Source organism: Bacteroides muris (ex Fokt et al. 2023), assembly GCF_024704895.1.
Lineage (GTDB): Bacteria > Bacteroidota > Bacteroidia > Bacteroidales > Bacteroidaceae > Bacteroides > Bacteroides muris.
Genome location: NZ_JAMZEE010000006.1, coordinates 25,034 through 41,401 on the forward strand (window position 1 = coordinate 25,034; position 16,368 = coordinate 41,401).

Genomic DNA, 16,368 nt, shown 5'->3' on the forward strand with positions numbered 1-16,368 from the left:
CAGGCATGAAGAATTACGGTTTTTGAAACTTCACCGCCGCCCATCGGTTCTTTTCACAATGGTGGACAAAGTGCAGTCCGTTGCGTTCGGCTTCTTCGCGGATGACGGGAATGTCATCTATGTAGAAACCACTCATCAACAACTCCGCTCCGGGATTCATGCGGGCTATGTAGTACTTCATGTCCGCCAGGAGGATATTGCGGTTGATGTTGGCGATAACCATATCAAACGGACCTTTGCTTTCCAGAGAGGAGGCGTCACCTTGGGATACGGTAATGTTATCCACTCCATTCAATGCTATATTTTCGAGGGAGTTGCGTACACACCATTCATCTATGTCGATAGCCGTACAAGGAGAGGCTCCACGCATACGTGCCAGTATGGCGAGGATGGAAGTTCCACACCCCATATCGAGCAGTGATTTGCCTTGCAGGTCACTGTCCAGCAGTTCGCCGATGATGAGGCTGGTGGTCTCGTGGTGTCCCGTGCCGAATGCCATCTGCGGATTGATGACGATGTCATATTCTGCTTGTGGGACATCGTTGTGAAAAGTGCTGTGAATGACACAACGGTCTCCGATAACGATGGGCTGGAAGAAGTTCTTCTCCCATTCCTCGTTCCAGTCTTTATCTTCTGCTTCCACATAACTGTATTCTATTTGTGCGTCGGGCAAGGGAAAGTAGGCAAGTGCCTCTTTAAGAACGGTTTCGCTATAAAGTTCTTTCTGTATGTAAGCGGTGATGCCGTCGGTCTGTTCGACAAAACTTTCAAAGCCGGCTTCACCCAGGACGCCGGAAAGTACATCGTTGACTATTTCTGTACACGGAACGGTGCGGAATGTAAATTCTAAATATTTCATCGGAATATAATTGTTTGTTAAATACAGAATATGCTTCTTAGAAGCAAACCGGTTTCTGCGTATATTTGTTTATCTTTCTGCAAAGGTAATGCAAACCGGGGGGAGAATAAAACGAACGTGCTCTTTTTTTATCCGCTAGAGACTTTGATTTATTGAATGATAGTGTATTTAGGGAATTCCCTATCAATCTTTGGGGAAAATCTGCTGCATGGGATAAAATCAGGCGTTATCTTTGTGACGTGAAGAAATAGATAGATGTAAAATCCATAAACCAAACTAATATGAAAAAGATTGTTTTTTTATCGCTTTTTGCCTTGTGCCTTCCATGGACACTGGCGGCACAAAGTATAGATGACGACCTTTACTACATTCCTTCCAAGAATAAGGAAGAGAAAAAAAAAGAGGTGAAGCAGGAGAAGAAAGTAGCCGCTCCCGTAGAAGAGATTGTAGTAAAGTCGAATGCGCCGACCACTATCTATTCGTCGCCGGGAAGCACTACCGTTGTAGTAAAAGACCGTAAGGGGAAAACCCGCGACGTGGACGAATATAACCGTCGTTACGACTCCCGCAACAATGATTTCGTGATGGAGAACGATACCCTTTACATCAATGAAAAAGAAGATGACGGCTTGGACGGCGAATGGGTGAACGGTGAGTTTGAAGGTTCACAAGATGATTACGAGTATGCTACCCGTATTATCCGTTTCCGCAATCCCCGTTATGCCATCAGCATCAGCAGCCCACTGTATTGGGATGTGGTCTATGGCTTGAATTCCTGGGATTGGAACGTGTACACCGATGGTCTGTATGCATACGCTTTCCCGACATTTACCAACCGCTTGTGGTGGGACTGGCGCTATAACTCTTACGGTTGGGGCGGATATCCTTACTATGGCTGGGGATGGAACAGCTGGCACAGTCCGAGCTGGAGCTTTGGCTGGGGCGGCTGGTACGGCGGTGGCTGGTGGGGACACCATCATCATCACCATCACTATCATCCCGGATATTATCCCGGCGGCGGTGGCCATTGGGGAGGAGGCAGTCATTGGGGAAATACCTATACAAACAGACGTTCATTTGGAAGTTCTCGTGGAAATAGGGTCTCTGCCTATGGAGGAAGTACTACAACCAGACGTTCTTCTTATGTGAATGGTGGGCAAACAGTGCGTCGCAGTGGTGCTGCAACGGGACAAGTCAGGCGTGGAAGTACCGACACTAATCGCAGAGTAGTAGGGACAAGGTCATCTGCTGCTACGCGTTCCAGCGCTATTCGCTCCAGTGCTACGCGTTCGGATGCCGCTACGAGCAGACGCTCTACTTATACTCGTCCAAGTAGTACACGTAGTAGTTCCTATGGTAGTAGTCGTTCTACTGTAGAGGGAGTACGACGTAGTAGTTCTACAGCAGGCGGCCGTTCATCGGTAGGGACATCTTCGCGGAGTACTACCCGTAGCTCGGCAACTTATAATCGTGGCTCAAGTACTGCTCCTGCACGTAGTAATTTCAATAATAATCGCAGTAGCCGTTCTTATAATAATAGTAGTACGCGTTCTTATAATAATAGTGGCAGTAATAGTGGTTCCTCTTCCAGCTTCTCTTCTGGAGGTGGTTCTCGTTCCTCGGGTGGAAGTTATTCAACCGGTGGAGGATCTTCTCGTTCAAGTGGTGGAAGTTCCAGAAGGAGATAAAGGACTTACTGATTAATTCTAAAAAGTGGATTTATGAAAAAAAATATAATGATGATGGCACTTGCTATGTCTATAGCCGTAAGTGTCAATGCACAGACTATCTATGATGCAGCTAATATTGCAAATAAAGATTTGAATGGGACTGCTCGTTTTGTGGGAATGGGAGGTGCTATGGGAGCATTGGGAGGAGATATCACCACTATGGGAACTAATCCTGCAGGCATAGGTATATATCGTAGTAATGATGCTGCTGTTTCTTTTGGATTCTCTTCATATGGAACTGAAAGTAACTATATGGGTAATAAAATGAGTTCGGATAAGACACGGGCAGATTTTAATAATGCAGGTTTTGTGTTTTCCACAAAGGTGGGAAATGTAACGCCCTTGCGATACGTGAACTTTGGATTCAACTACCAGCGTGTAAAATCTTTTTATAATAACATGCAGATGGAAGGTAATCTTGGTGATTTCTCTCAAACTATTTATATGGCTAATCAGGCATCAGATGCAGGTGGTATTAAAGATTGGCCTGATAATCCTTACCGGGATAATAATATAGGTTGGCTCTCTGCTATGGGATATAATGGTTATTTGATTACGGACTTGATTTCGCAAGGAGATTTAGATAATTTGTTGGCTTCAAACCCCAATTATTCTAACTATGTACCTTATATGAAAGATGGTGTGCAAGTGCAAAATGTGGATGAAGAATTGATGTACCGCACTCCGGGCGAATATGTAGGTATGTACACCGGAGCAGATGCTAAGTTTCATTCTGAGGAACGTGGAGGAATTGATCAGTTTGACTTTAATGTTGCCTTTAATTTTAACGACCGTATCTATTTTGGATTAACTGTTGGAGCTTATGCATTGGACTATAGCAAATACTGTATCTATGATGAAAATTATGGTGGAGGTGAAGGCTATAACTTACAGACATGGAGTAAAATCAATGGAGCAGGCTTTGATGTGAAGTTGGGAACTATCGTACGTCCGTTTGAGTATTCTCCATTACGTATAGGGTTCTCGATACACACACCGATATTCTATAGCCTGGATTATAAAACCAATGCACGTTTGGAGTCTGATGTATGGAATGACTTGAATGTGAAGAATGAAGTGGGTACTCCGAGCAATGAGATAGGACATTATGATGAAGATACTTATGATATCCTTAATGGCGACATGGTAAGCAAATTTCAACTTCGTACTCCGTGGACCTATAATCTCAGTTTAGGATATACTGTAGGTAATAATTTGGCATTGGGAGCTGAATATGAATATAAGGATTATTCTTCTATTCAGTTCAGAGATGATGCAGGTTATGCTGATTCTTTCGATTATGAGAATTCTACTACAGACATGTTGAAAGGTGTCAGTACCATTCGTTTGGGAGCAGAGTATAAGGTGATTCCTCAGTTTGCCTTGCGCGCCGGTTATAATTATCAATCTTCTATTTTCAGGGATGATGCTTTTAAGAATCTTCCACTAAACTCCATCCAGACAGATACGGACTTTGCCAACAGTGAGTCATTGAGTAACTATACATTGGGTATAGGCTATCGCGGTTCTATGTTCTATGCCGATTTAGCTTATAAGTATACTACTTATGATGCAAAGTTCTATCCATTTGATACATTTGATGGGACAACTTTGGCACAAGCAACCAAAGTAACCAATACGCGCAGCCAAGTACTGCTTACGTTAGGTGTGCGTTTCTAAAAGAACAATTTTCATTGCATATAACCTTTCATTGTCAATACCTTAGGGTATAAAAGAACTCCCCGGAATGTACAAATACATTTCGGGGAGTCTTGTGTTATAAGGGAGGGATTACAGATACCATGCCACGCCAAATGAATAGGGAGATACTTCCGGTCCCTTGTCTTTCTGGAATAATCCGTATGTGGAGTAGCGCAGGTAAATGCCGATATTACCATAACCGGCTTGTGCCAGCAGGTTTATGCCGACGGGCTGCACATACATACCTTTGCCTACGGTTTTCTTCTTGCCTCCGTTGATGTGTGAGAATGACTTCACACCGTGGCGTATCTCAAATTCGGGACCGGCATTGAAGAACACTTTGCGTCTTCCCACTCTTTGTTGCCATTCCATCAATACGGGTACGCGGAAGAAGAAATGGCGCAGACGGCTTTTATTGTAGCTGGTCTCTTCGTTGCCTGCGGTGAAGATGCTGGTTCCGTTTTCCTTTAGCAAGGCATAGTTACCGTCGATATTGAAAGAACGGTATCCCCAGCTGACTCCCAGATTGATTCCCCAATGCGGGTTCTTCTTGAAGTTGTGATATACGGAGAGGATGTTGAAGCCGAATTCCCACGATTTGGACAAGTCGAGTACCATCTTGTCGCTTGCTCCGAAGGAAAGGAAGTCGTTAGCCAGCCGGCTGTAGCCAATATACAGACCGGAACAGTGCGGTTCGTAAGCATTGTATCTTCTCTTTTTGGGGATGAATGGCAGGGCGTCGAGGAAAGTGCGCTTGTCTGCATCCACTTTCTCAAGATAGACTCCTTCATAAATTTGCACTTCTTTTTTTTCGCCGTCTTCCAGCTGCTCTTCGTACACCTTGATGCGCATGTCTCCTTTTCCTTTCCGGATGATGATGGAGTCGCCTTGTGTCTGTACTGTAGCTTTCTGTTCAGGGTCAGTCTGTTGTTGTGCTGCCATGCGGCCGGCCGGCACAGCAAGCAGGCAGGCCAAAATCATAATTCTGGTTTTCATATCGTATATTGTTTTTAGAGTTATTCCGATTTGTAAAGCATATTCATCATTTCCTTTTCACTGAGCAGGCCCTCTATGTAAATCAAAGTACCCATGGAGCCTTTTCCTATCTTGAAAATGAGGTAGCGGTTCAGCTTCTTCCCGTTGCGTTCCACCTCTTTCAGTTGGTAATAGGCGCTACGCAGAATGCCGCTTTCCATTACCTCTTGCGCCTTCTTTGCGTTGTCCTGCTTGTCGTGGGCAATGGCCTGCTGGATTTCCCGGCAATAGGGGAATACATCCTTGAATACAAGGCTCTTGTAGGTAGTCATTCGGTAAGATTTCAGGATGCTGCCGTTCAGCTCTACCCTGGTCACGCCCTTTTGTTCGCCGTACTTGTTGAACAGGTCGGCTATTTGCAGTCCCTCTTGCGCATGTGCAAAGGCCGGCAGGCAAATCAGCAGGGACAAGAGGCACAGCCTGCGCAGGCAAATCTGTATAGATGTTTTCATAAGCTTGTTTATATTAGTGTTGAAACAGTAAGTTGTTTAAGTCTTCCTCCGTGAAGCCGGCATGTTGCAGGGCTTCCAGCGCTTTGGCTTCCACCAGCTTCTCGTCCGTGTACCGTTTTCCGTCGATGACGACATAATTTTCAAGAACACCGGAAAGCGGAAATATAGTCTTGGCTACCCCGAGAAGCAGGAGCAATCCGGCGGCAACGCCGCTTATGGCATAGCACATGCGGTAAAAGCGGGAGGGCTTTCCGGAAGGCTGTTCCTGTTGTTTTTCCTTCGGTGTGATTGTTGAAACGGCTTCCTTCCTGGTCACTGAAACGGCTTCCTTATCCAGATAGACGAATAGGGGGCGGTAAACCAGCAGATGTTCCGGCACCTTTTCTTCTTCTGTAAAGAAACGGCGCAACCAGCGTTCTTCTTCGCAGGAGGTTTCTCCTTCAAAATATTTATCCAGCAGTTCATCTATCTTCATGCTTCCTTTCTCCTTTCTCTTTTTCCTTGTATGGTTTGCAGGTAAATGTCTCTCACTTTTTTCCGGGCTCTCGACAGGTTGCTGCGGATGGCTTCCGGTCCGCAGCCCGTGATTTCAGCGATTTCATCCGTCTCGTATCCTTCGATGTCCTTCATCCGCATGATGGTGCGTTGAAGATGGGGCAGCGAGTTGATGATTTCGTGCATCAGGCAGATTTCATCTTTGATTTCCAACAGCTGTTCAGGTGTTCCGGCAGGGGATGCTGCCTGCACAATGTCGAGAGACTGATTGTCATTACGTTTGCAGCGCCACATATCTATGCAGGTGTTGTGCGTCAACGTCATGGCAAATGCCTCGATGCTCCGGTACTGATTCAGTTCAAGCCTTTTGTTCCATAGCTTGAGCAGTACCTCCTGAACGGCATCTTCTGCATCCTCCGGGGCGTCGGTCAACTTCCGTGCATAGCTCAACAGCTTGGCACGGAGTGGAAGAACGGTTATTTTGAATTCTTTGAGTTCCATTTCTGTAGATAAGACGAATGGGATTGATAAACGTGACATCAAAGATAGGGAAAAAGAAACATCTGACCTGCAAATGAGGTCGTCTCTTCCTATAGAGAAAGAGATCTGATGCCTACTTTAAACTTTATCTTTAGGCTGAAGATGTAGATATTCAACCTGAAGATATATATCTTCATACCGGATATGTATATCTTCAGTGTGAAGATAAATCTTGTTCCCTGCTTCAGCCGGTTTTTCCGGTAGGATGAGATGTCCTTGCAAGGTAGGTGAGATGGCTTAAGGTCTGCTGTCTGTGTGGCAGTGTGACGTTGGCGTATAAAAAAAGTGCCCTTCTGTTTCCGGAAGGGCACTTCAATATATTCAGAAATAAGGATTATTTCTTGAAATAGCGGTTGTACAGGCCTTCGAAACCTTTACCGTGACGAGCTTCGTCCTTAGCCATTTCGTGAACGGTATCATGGATAGCGTCGAGGTTCAAAGCTTTGGCGCGGGTAGCGATGCGCTTCTTGTCTTCGCATGCACCTGATTCTGCGTTCATTCGCTTCTCGAGGTTTGTCTTGGTATCCCATACACAGTCGCCCAGCAGTTCGGCAAACTTGGAAGCATGTTCTGCTTCTTCCCAGGCGTAACGCTTGAAAGCCTCTGCCACTTCGGGATAGCCTTCACGGTCTGCCTGGCGGCTCATTGCCAAGTACATGCCTACTTCTGTGCATTCACCCATGAAGTGGTTGTTCAAGTCCTTAATCATTTCATCGTCGCAACCTTTGGCTACACCGATAACGTGTTCGTCGGCAAATACCAACGGACCGCCGGCTGTTGCTTCTTCAACTTCTACAAACTTGCTTGCGGGAGCTTTACACAATGGGCATTTTTCGGGAGCTGCATCTCCTTCGTATACGTAACCGCATACTGTGCATCTAAATTTTTTCATTTTCTCTCAGATTTTAATTAGTTGAATTAATTATTCTTCGTTATTCTTAAACGTTCTTCTTCCATACAATGCTTGCAGATGCCTTTGTAGTAATAGTGGATTTCCTGCACGTCGTGTCCGTCCATATCCATGTCTATTACTGTCTTGGTGTTGTTATTGCACATCAAGTCATAAATTTTTCCGCAACGTTTACATAAAAAGTGACCGTGCGGACTGGTATCGGCATCGTAACATGTGTTACGCTCGTCAATGGTCAGAGTTTGTGCCGCGCCTTGCTCACTAAGCAACTTCAGGGTATTGTATACCGTTGTCTTGGACAATGTCGGTATAGAGGGAGACAATGCCGTATATATTTCATCCACCGTGGGATGCGTACGATGCTCCATCAGATAGTTCATAATGGCTATGCGCTGCACTGAAGGCTTAATGTGATGATTCTGCAATCGTTTTATTACATCCATGTCATCTTATTATTCAAACTTGTAATAATTACATTTTTAATTCTTTTGCAAAGATAAGAAGTTCCTATAATTCTCCAAAAGATTTCCGGAATATTTTTAGCAGCAACCATTAAAAATGCTGATATGTTCCTCGTGCCGGTAAGCCACGGCTCTTTCATTTAACTCCCTTAAATGAAAGAGCCGTGTCCGGTAAGAGAAAACGTTTTATCTCTTATCTCTCTTAATCAGAATTTTGCACTATCTTTGCCACGAAAACGAAGATAGTGCAAATCGAATAAATAATATGACATCCTTATGAATTACGGATATGTAAAAGTAGCGGCGGCTGTGCCCCGTGTCAAGGTGGCTGACTGTAAGTTCAATGCCTCAGAGATTGAAAAAGAGATTATTATAGCCGACGGGAAAGGTGTGCAAATCATTGCTTTTCCGGAGTTGTGCATTACCGGATATACTTGTGGTGACCTTTTTGCCCAGCAGCTTTTGCTCGAAGAGGCGGAAATGGGGTTGATACAGATTCTGAACAATACGCGCCAGCTGGATATTATTTCGATATTGGGCATGCCCGTTGCACTGAACGGTGTGTTGCTGAATGCGGCGGTTATCATTCAGAAGGGAAAGGTGCTGGGCGTTGTCCCCAAGACTTATCTTCCTAATTATAAGGAATTTTATGAGAAACGCTGGTTTACTTCGGCTTGTGATGTATCGGAAAACAGTGTGCGCCTTTGCGGACAGATTATTCCGATGGGGAGAAACCTGCTGTTCGAAACGGCTGATACCACTTTCGGGGTGGAGATATGCGAGGATTTGTGGGCGCCCATACCGCCCAGCTCTACGCTGGCGCTGCAGGGTGCGGAAGTCTTGTTCAATCTTTCGGCCGACAATGAAGGTATCGGCAAGCACAATTATCTGCGCTCGCTCATCAGCCAGCAGTCGGCACGTTGCATTGCCGGGTATGTATTCAGCTCGTGCGGTTTCGGAGAATCCACTACGGATGTGGTGTTTGCCGGCAGCGGGCTGATTTATGAGAACGGGACTCTGCTGGCGGCAAACGAACGCTTCTCCTTCGAGGGGCAGGTGGTCATCAGCGAAATTGATGTGGAACACTTGCGTACGGAGCGACGGGTGAATACGACCTTCTCGGCTTGCCATGCAAATTGTGTCTCAGACCTCCCGGTACGAATCTCTACGGAGTATGTCGACAGCAGGGATTTGAACCTGACACGTACTTTTGAGCCGCATCCGTTTGTTCCGCAGGGGATAATGCTGGACGAACGCTGCGAGGAAGTATTTTCCATTCAGGTGTCCGGACTGGCGCAACGTCTGGTGCATACTAAAGCGAAGAGTGCCGTTATCGGCATTTCGGGCGGACTGGATTCTACGTTGGCGCTATTGGTCTGTGTGAAGACTTTCGATAAGTTGGGATGGTCTCGCCAGGGCATTGTCGGGGTCACCATGCCGGGATTCGGGACGACCGACCGTACATATACTAATGCGATGGACTTAATGAACTCCCTCGGTGTGACCGTCCGCGAAGTCAGTATCAAGGAGGCTTGCATACAGCATTTCAAGGATATAGACCATGATGTCCATGTGCACGACGTGGTCTACGAGAACGCGCAGGCACGGGAGCGTACCCAAATCTTGATGGATATTGCCAACCAGACTTGGGGAATGGTTATCGGTACGGGTGACCTTTCGGAACTTGCCTTAGGATGGGCCACCTACAATGGCGACCACATGTCGATGTACGGTGTGAATGCCAGCGTCCCCAAGACTCTGGTGAAGCACTTGGTGAAATGGGTGGCAGAGCATGACATGGATGATGCTTCACGCGTTACGTTGCTCGACATTGTGGATACTCCCATTAGTCCGGAACTGATTCCCGCAGATAAGAACGGAAATATCCGGCAGATTACTGAGGACTTGGTGGGTCCGTATGAGCTTCACGACTTCTTTCTTTATTACTTCCTGCGCTGCGGTTTCCGTCCTTCCAAGATTTTCTTCTTGGCAGCACGCACATTCAAAGGGATGTATGATGAAGAAACCATCAAGAAATGGTTGCAAATCTTCTGTCGCCGTTTCTTCAACCAGCAGTTTAAGCGTTCCTGCTTGCCGGATGGTCCGAAGGTCGGGAGTATCTCCCTCAGTCCGCGCGGTGATTGGAGGATGCCGAGCGATGCCTCATCGGAGATGTGGCTAAGGGAGGTGGAAGGACTTTGATTCTTTACTTCGGGCGTGCCGTAATATCTATGGGTATTTGATGACTGCAACAGTTATGCAGTATCACTGCATAACTGTTGCAGTCGTACTGCATATCGGTTTGCAGCGCCACTGCAACGGCTTTGCAGTGGCACTGCAAAATGTATGCAGGATTTTGCAGTAATAATCTATTGATTAATAGCTGGTTGTAAAAGTAGGGATATGCTGCGTGTATGAAAAAGTGCAGCTTAGTTTCGTTTCCCGTAGTATCGTTTGTAGATTTTCTTGTATTCCTTTCCCTTTTTGAAACTATCCAGCCATGTATTGAGGCTGTCCAGCAGGATAGGTGACTGTTTGCTCACTCCCCAGGAATAGAATTGCGTGAAGCTGACGGCGGTATTGATGTCTATTTGAGGAATACTGTCGGCTGCGGTACGGGCAATGCTTTCGTCGCATACGGCATAGTCAATGTCTCCGTGGGCTACCAATGCAATCAGTTGTTCGGAACCGTACTTCTCTATCTCCTCAACGTAGATGGTGTCGCCTATCTCATTTCCCAGGTTGCGGATACGTAGTATGGAAGGGGAGCCTTTCACTACGTGTAGCGTCTTGCCCGCCAAGTCCAGTTGGTTTTTGATGAACAGTGATGAGTCGGGAACATTCTCGAGCTTGCGCTGCACCAGCACTTGCTTGTTCAGTACGATGGGGGTGGTAAGCAGCAAGGAGTCTTTCAGCTCGCTGGTGGCAAGGATGCCGTAGGCAATCACGTCATATTGCCCGTCGGCCAGACCTTCCAGCCGCTTGTTGAAGCTCATTTCCGGTGATATGGCAGCCTGCAGTCCGTGGTCGCGTGCAAAAGCTTCTATCAGCTCGTAGTGGAAACCGGACAAGGTGTCATCATCCACATAGAAACTGATGGAGTTGTATTCCGTCGAAACATGTATGATGCCTTCGGCAGCTATCTCGGCATAGTCGCGCGGATGACCTTTCTGTTTCTCTTCTTTCTTGATGAGATAGTGGGCTATGAGAGCTGCCGTAACTCCCAGAAGTGCGTATTTGAGCAGTCTGCTTTTTATCATACAGTTGTCTGTTAGTCATAGAAATTCCATGAGACGCCAATCTTGAACAAGCGCGGATTGATGGGGTAGTGCGGTGTCAGGAAGGAATTGGCGCTTCCCATACCCGCGTTGACGTGATACATCATGGCAAAGATACGCGTCCGTTTCAAGTGCAGGTTGGCATATACGTTTACGATGGGGTAACCGCCTATTTCCACCAAGTCGTCCGTAGGCTGCAGATGGAACTGCTGGACACCGGGCGCATAGGCGGGTGCGTTATACTTGGTGAAGTAACGGACATCGGCACCCAGCTGAACGGTCAGCACCTTCTTGGCGAGCTTGGTCAGTATGTAGAAGTTATGGTAGAGCGAGAGTTTGGGCAATGGAAGTACCGCTTCATTGCTTGTCTTCTGCCAGGTCACTTCGTTGTCCAGATGGAAGACACCAAGGCGGAAGTCTTGTTTCAGCGTGGCAGACAGCACTTGTATGTTGCCTCCGTTCTGTTCGGGCAGGGCGCTTTGGTTGAAGTAAGTGTAGTTCTTGATATTTTCTGCACCGGCACGGAGATTGGTTCCCCAATGGGAAATGTTCAGCTCGCCTTCCACACGCGTACGGAATTCCTTGTCCATGTTGTCATTGTCCCAGTTGTAGTGGTTGGAGTGATAATGACGCATATAGAAGGAAGGAAGCGTGTTACTCACATAACCGCGGGCGTAGAAGTTCACCGTATCTTTCCATAGACGGAAGTTCAGGTCCAGATTGGCGTTGACGCGGAACTGTCCGATGGCTTTGTCTACCAACCCCACTTCGCCGTTTACGTTGTAGTGCAGCAGTTTGCCTTCGCGCTTGGCGAGTTCGCCACCCAGGAAGATTTCCTGCTCGGTGTAGCGGATGCGGCGCATGTCGGTAAGCGTGTCCGTGTTCATCAGGTCGTACCGGCTGAACTTGTGGGAGACATAAGCCGTAAGTCCGGCTTTGGCATATTTGTTGAAACCCTCCAGCAAGGCTATTCCGAACACGTTCTTTACGCTGAATGCCGTGGTGGAGTCGTTACTGTGATTCTTGTAAAGCTTGTACTCTTCCGGGAAGAATCCTTCGGGCTCGCTTCCCGAACGGAATTGGTGCCGCGACCGCTCTACTTTCAGGGTATGGATAAAGCTGGTGACGGGGACGAACTCTTCTTCGAAAAGTGAGTCGTTGCCTGCGGTAGAAACAGGCGGCAAGCTGTCATTGGCTGCTGCAAGAGTGCTGACCGATTTTGATGCTATGCTGTCGTTTGGCAATGCTATGTCGTTGTTCGAAGCGGATATTTCGGCTTCGGAAGACGGGGAGGATGAAGCTTTGGGTACGGACACCGTCGGTTTGCCTTCTTGTGTGCTCCGTAATCTCCGCGTAAAACCAAGACGATAGCGCTGTGTCAGATAGATATAAAAATCCTTGTTGCGGTTGGAGCTCTGTTCCAATTTAACCGGTATAGTGGTGGACTCGTACTCTTTCTTTCCTCCGGACATGTTTTCGGGACGGGTGATGTATTGGTCGTCTGCAATACCGCCGTTCTCGTTCATCTTCAGGAAAAAGTTGTTGTAGACTGCTTGTACCTGGTATTTCTCGCCGATATAGCTGCCGAACAGTCCTGCATTGAAGTGTGAGGTGGACTGGTTCTGGTAATAACCGCGCCCATACAGATAGTCGATGTTGAAGCCAAATGCCAACTGCTTGTTGACGTTGACGGAGAAGTAGGACTTGAAGCGTTCTTCACCGTTCACTTTGTTGCCGGCCTTATAGTAGGTGAGATTGGTGTAAGGCACGTTGCTGTTGGTGAAAAGCACCTGGTCGGGACGTGTGAAAAAACTGGAGAAGGGAGCCATGAAGATGGTCGGCTCGCTTTCTTCCCGTTCGAAGAACAGACGTGAGAGGCGTGGTGAACCTAAATTCCCCAAATAATTGTAGTGGCCGAACATTCCTTCCACCAGATTGGTGTTCTGGAAGTTGAGGCTGGCCGTGTCGGCAGGCATGATGGTACGGTTACCCAGTGTCTCACTTAGTTTCCACATGTAAAGCTTGGGTGGAAGACTTTGAATCTCAGTATTGGTACTGTCTTCCAGATTGTCCGGCTGGGTGTTCGGGTCAATTTGGTTACCGAACCGGTCGCGATTGTTCGTCGGGTTTAAGGTGTTTTGAGCCATAGCTCCCCATATCCCCATAACGGACAGAAATATATATGTCAGTACAATTCGTCTCATAATTAGGCGCAAAGATAATGCAAACTGAAAGTAGTACAAAAAAAGAGGGTTGTTTTTTAACCTACATTATTTCACATGTTTCACCTTGTCGCCTAATTTATTCTCTTTTAGTTGTTTACGATGAAATATAGAAGCTTGCGGCTGAAGCATAGGGAATGCGGGAAGCGTTTATGCTTTCAGCCAGTTGGCGGAATGGGTATTTACGCGGCACTGACCATAATCAGTGCCGGCAGATATATGTAAAAAAGATGTTGGATATTAATAGAAAAAGTCCGAAGTATAGATACAAAAAAAACGGAACAATTGAAGGATAATTTTATCCCCAACCTTGGGATAGAAAAACCAAAATTTGGGACGGACATTCCAAGGGGTGGGATAGAAAGTGGCAAAGGTGAAGGAAGTGAAGGCAGAAAAGGTGTACTTTTTAAAAGTTCCATAAATTTGCTGCTTATTTTTTTATATCTATCAACACTTCCCAATAACCGGATTTGGTACTTCCTATTCGTTTTAGTATTCCTGCCTTTTGCAGTTTCCCTAAGTTGTATTTAATTCCGTCAGCCGTACTGTTCGGTATAGCTTCTGTCAGTTCTTTGCGAGTGGCAGATGGATGGGCTTTTAGATATTCTATGATGGCTTTTTGGAGTACTGTTTTCCTTAAAACTTTTTCTTGGGTAGTTTCTTGGGTAGTTTCTTGGGTAGTTTCTTGGGTAGTTACTCTTTCTGGATACTCAAACTTGAATATCGTCCATACACCTGAAGCGTCATAGCGGAAATCCGGTGTAGAGAAACCGTCGTTCATGCAAGCCGTCATGATACGTTCTATACCTCGTCCCCATGCTTCAATCTCTCCGGAACGGAAGAACGTATTGGCAATATCGGGATTATAGGGGAAACTCCGATGTGAGGACAGCAATGTCTCTACTGTCCAACCATCTGGCAATACACCTCCATTTACTATTTCTAATTTATTCTCGTATACGCGAATTTGAATGGGAGAAGGTTCCGCATAATCCTTATTGATACAAGCATTCAGCAATGCTTCGCGTAGAGCTTCCTTTGGCATAGGTAATGTCTCTATGCGTTGAATGCCCTCGTAGGTGATGATAGCTTTCATATACTTAGTACACAGCAAATCCATCAATTTTTTGATTTGTTGGAACAGATTGCCATGAACCTCGTCCTGATATACCAAATCCATACCTTCACGGAAGAAGCCGACCTTTGCAAAAGCTCCGGTCACGTATTGTTCTGGGTCAGGATGGAACAACAAGGAGGCAGCTCGTTTCAGATAATCTCCTTCATAAAGCCGAAGTTTTTCTAACAAACCATGATTATTATCCTTTAAATCTGCATCCTCCATACGTCCACTTCGTTTGGCATATTGGCGGAACAAATCAAACGTAGCATTGTCCAAATCTTCAGCCTTTAAATAAGGAACAGGTACACCATCCCATGTCTTTCCTTGCTTGCGAAGCATAAAACGGTCGAGTGCGGCACCTTTTAACTCTTGATTGGTAGCACCGCTCCGCTGGTAATATTTACCGCGAAAACTAATTGGATAAGGATATGCCTCTATTACAATTTCAAGATATTTCTTTTCATCCTCTTTTTTCAGATTGACGTCTACCAAGATACCGAGCATATCACGTACCTTATTAGGTATGTCTTCCATCAATTTCTTGGCATCCTGCACACCGCATACTTCGCCATTGTCTTTGATGCCGATATAGAGCGAGCCTCCTTGCGCATTGGCAAAGCCACATATCCATTTCAGATATTCATCGCGCCAAGATTCTTTGAATTCTATGTTTTGGGATTCGGTGGTCATAATACTTATTTAATAATCAGATTTCATTTCCTGAATATAAAATTAGATAATCACAATTCTTTTCCGTGGCACTTTTTGAATTTTTTCCCACTACCACATGGACAAGGATCATTTCTGCCTATCCTTTGAAATATTTTATTTATTTTTTCTATATGGTTTTTCCTGTTTTCTTTTTCAATACATTCATCTATTTTCCTCTTTAGCACATCATCAAGGAAAAAATTAGGATGCCATCCTTTTAATATTTTATCAAGTACGAAACTATCAAAAGCTGATACAGCTAATCCTGAAGCAAACCCCAATAACCCAATTAAATTAGTTCCAATGTATCTTAAAGGATTAGTTAATTTTGAGCCGATAATATTTTGCACAGAATTCATTACTTCCTTTTGTATTAACTGTTCGTCATATTCTTTCTTTTGAATCCAATATCTGAAAATATTATTATGAAAATTATTCCTAAGTTTTAGAACATCGTCTAGGTTAATAATTCTTTCAACAAATAACTTTCCAAGGTCTGGAAATCCTTTTTGTTGTTCTATCCTAATTAATTCATCTATTCCACAATGAATATTTTTACTAAATGCAGAAGCTGTTTTTCGGTACATAAGTTCATTAATGGCTGCATCCATTTTTATATTATCTATATTTAATGTTGCAGCTAAAATTACATCTTTATTAAGTTCTTGTAGACGAATTCTACTTAATAGGTTGTATTCCCATCTTCCATCGTTTTGTTTGCGATAAAAATTGGAATCATGAAGAAATGTTGTATTTGAAATATCTATATTTGTTTCTTCATTGATTTGTTTTTTTATATTTTCTGCATCAATATCGACACTATTTTCATCAATAAGATAAAGAATAGTATTTGC

General features: G+C 45.2%; 13 protein-coding genes and 1 pseudogene. 3 read left to right on the forward strand and 11 right to left on the reverse strand.

Annotated features, from left to right (window positions below; all coding sequences use genetic code 11):
• Nucleotides 1-13: 13 nt before the first annotated feature.
• On the reverse strand, nt 14-859 hold the full coding sequence (gene prmA / locus M1B78_RS03775; protein WP_136009288.1) for a 50S ribosomal protein L11 methyltransferase: 846 nt from the start codon (nt 857-859) through the stop codon (nt 14-16).
• A gap of 281 nt (nt 860-1,140) precedes the next feature.
• Between prmA and M1B78_RS03780 the strand changes: the two genes are divergently transcribed.
• Together M1B78_RS03780 and M1B78_RS03785 are read left to right on the forward strand one after the other, a co-directional pair.
• Nucleotides 1,141-2,547 carry a hypothetical protein gene (locus tag M1B78_RS03780; RefSeq protein ID WP_136009287.1) on the forward strand — a complete coding sequence of 469 codons (1,407 nt, stop codon included), beginning with the start codon at nt 1,141-1,143 and terminating at the stop codon, nt 2,545-2,547.
• A 33-nt stretch (nt 2,548-2,580) separates the two neighbouring features.
• Complete coding sequence (locus M1B78_RS03785) at nt 2,581-4,269, forward strand: OmpP1/FadL family transporter (RefSeq protein ID WP_257939938.1); 1,689 nt, start codon at nt 2,581-2,583, stop codon at nt 4,267-4,269.
• A gap of 111 nt (nt 4,270-4,380) precedes the next feature.
• On the opposite strand, the gene M1B78_RS03790 is transcribed toward M1B78_RS03785, so the two are convergent.
• The 6 genes from M1B78_RS03790 to M1B78_RS03815 all read right to left on the reverse strand — a co-directional run bounded on the left by M1B78_RS03790 (nt 4,381) and on the right by M1B78_RS03815 (nt 8,165).
• Complete coding sequence (locus M1B78_RS03790) at nt 4,381-5,286, reverse strand: hypothetical protein (protein WP_257930793.1); 906 nt, start codon at nt 5,284-5,286, stop codon at nt 4,381-4,383.
• A gap of 20 nt (nt 5,287-5,306) precedes the next feature.
• Nucleotides 5,307-5,777 carry a DUF6108 family protein gene (locus M1B78_RS03795; RefSeq protein WP_136009284.1) on the reverse strand — a complete coding sequence of 157 codons (471 nt, stop codon included), beginning with the start codon at nt 5,775-5,777 and terminating at the stop codon, nt 5,307-5,309.
• A gap of 13 nt (nt 5,778-5,790) precedes the next feature.
• Nucleotides 5,791-6,252 (reverse strand): hypothetical protein, encoded by a 462-nt coding sequence (locus tag M1B78_RS03800; protein WP_257939939.1) that lies wholly within the window; start codon nt 6,250-6,252, stop codon nt 5,791-5,793.
• The gene (locus M1B78_RS03805; RefSeq protein WP_176468165.1) at nt 6,249-6,773 is read right to left on the reverse strand and encodes an RNA polymerase sigma factor; all 525 of its coding nucleotides are present in this window, start codon (nt 6,771-6,773) and stop codon (nt 6,249-6,251) included. Before M1B78_RS03805 ends, M1B78_RS03800 begins: the two co-directional genes overlap by 4 nt.
• Before the next feature lie 373 nt (nt 6,774-7,146).
• Nucleotides 7,147-7,704, reverse strand: a complete 558-nt coding sequence (locus tag M1B78_RS03810) for an NADH peroxidase (protein ID WP_009123967.1) — start codon at nt 7,702-7,704, stop codon at nt 7,147-7,149.
• Nucleotides 7,705-7,730: 26 nt separating this feature from the next.
• Nucleotides 7,731-8,165 carry a Fur family transcriptional regulator gene (locus M1B78_RS03815; protein ID WP_136009281.1) on the reverse strand — a complete coding sequence of 145 codons (435 nt, stop codon included), beginning with the start codon at nt 8,163-8,165 and terminating at the stop codon, nt 7,731-7,733.
• Between the two features lie 294 nt (nt 8,166-8,459).
• Here M1B78_RS03815 and M1B78_RS03820 point away from each other — a divergent pair, with 294 nt between their 5' ends.
• Nucleotides 8,460-10,385: an NAD(+) synthase gene (locus tag M1B78_RS03820; protein ID WP_136009280.1), complete on the forward strand. Its 1,926-nt coding sequence runs from the start codon at nt 8,460-8,462 to the stop codon at nt 10,383-10,385.
• Nucleotides 10,386-10,612: 227 nt separating this feature from the next.
• Here the strand turns inward: M1B78_RS03820 and M1B78_RS03825 are convergent, their stop codons facing one another.
• The 4 genes and pseudogenes from M1B78_RS03825 to M1B78_RS18845 form a co-directional block, all read right to left on the reverse strand.
• A complete protein-coding gene (locus M1B78_RS03825; RefSeq protein ID WP_257930796.1) occupies nt 10,613-11,443 on the reverse strand; it encodes a transporter substrate-binding domain-containing protein in 831 nt (276 codons plus the stop codon).
• Nucleotides 11,444-11,454: 11 nt separating this feature from the next.
• Nucleotides 11,455-13,665 carry a putative porin gene (locus M1B78_RS03830; RefSeq protein WP_257939940.1) on the reverse strand — a complete coding sequence of 737 codons (2,211 nt, stop codon included), beginning with the start codon at nt 13,663-13,665 and terminating at the stop codon, nt 11,455-11,457.
• Nucleotides 13,666-14,113: 448 nt separating this feature from the next.
• Entirely contained in the window at nt 14,114-15,493 is a 1,380-nt protein-coding gene (locus M1B78_RS03835) for an RNA-binding domain-containing protein (protein WP_257930798.1), read from the reverse strand.
• Between the two features lie 50 nt (nt 15,494-15,543).
• Nucleotides 15,544-15,618: pseudogene (locus M1B78_RS18845) on the reverse strand (SEC-C metal-binding domain-containing protein); the annotation flags it as partial.
• Between the last annotated feature and the right edge of the window lie 750 nt (nt 15,619-16,368).